The sequence below is a fragment of the Serratia sp. CY81684 genome, from assembly GCF_052166595.1.
GTDB lineage: Bacteria > Pseudomonadota > Gammaproteobacteria > Enterobacterales > Enterobacteriaceae > Serratia > Serratia nematodiphila.
On sequence record NZ_JBJNOO010000023.1, the window covers coordinates 1 to 636 of the forward strand.

General features: G+C 48.3%; 2 tRNA genes and 2 rRNA genes. All 4 read left to right on the forward strand.

The features are described 5' to 3' along the window. Positions 1-73: ribosomal RNA gene (locus ACJ8QF_RS25055) — 16S ribosomal RNA — on the forward strand; the annotation flags it as partial. A gap of 74 nt (positions 74-147) precedes the next feature. After that, positions 148-224 (forward strand) — tRNA-Ile (locus tag ACJ8QF_RS25060). A 39-nt stretch (positions 225-263) separates the two neighbouring features. Beyond that, positions 264-339, forward strand: a tRNA-Ala gene (locus tag ACJ8QF_RS25065). A gap of 207 nt (positions 340-546) precedes the next feature. Further along, positions 547-636: ribosomal RNA gene (locus ACJ8QF_RS25070) — 23S ribosomal RNA — on the forward strand; the annotation flags it as partial.

Below are 636 nucleotides of genomic sequence, written 5' to 3' on the forward strand. Positions count from 1 at the left end.
TTTGTGATTCATGACTGGGGTGAAGTCGTAACAAGGTAACCGTAGGGGAACCTGCGGTTGGATCACCTCCTTACCTAAAGATATTAGTTCGAGTGGCGTGCTCACACAGATTGTCTGATAGAAAGTAACGAGCAGAAATACCTTTATAGGCTTGTAGCTCAGGTGGTTAGAGCGCACCCCTGATAAGGGTGAGGTCGGTGGTTCAAGTCCACTCAGGCCTACCACTTCTCATGAAGTGGAAAAGGTACTGCGCGTGACTGTATGGGGCTATAGCTCAGCTGGGAGAGCGCCTGCCTTGCACGCAGGAGGTCAGCGGTTCGATCCCGCTTAGCTCCACCATATAGTCCGGTATTTCAATACTTCAGAGTATATTGGCGACAGTATGCTGCGAAGTATTTTGCTCTTTAACAATCTGGAACAAGCTGAAAATTGAAACATGACGGCTGAAATTTATCCCTCCGTAGAAGTATTGGGATAAAGAGTAACCTGTCATAGAGTCTCTCAAATGTTTGCAGCGCGAACGATGGAAACATCTTCGGGTTGTGAGGTTAAGTGACTAAGCGTACACGGTGGATGCCTAGGCAGTCAGAGGCGATGAAGGGCGTGCTAATCTGCGAAAAGCGTCGGTAAGGTGAT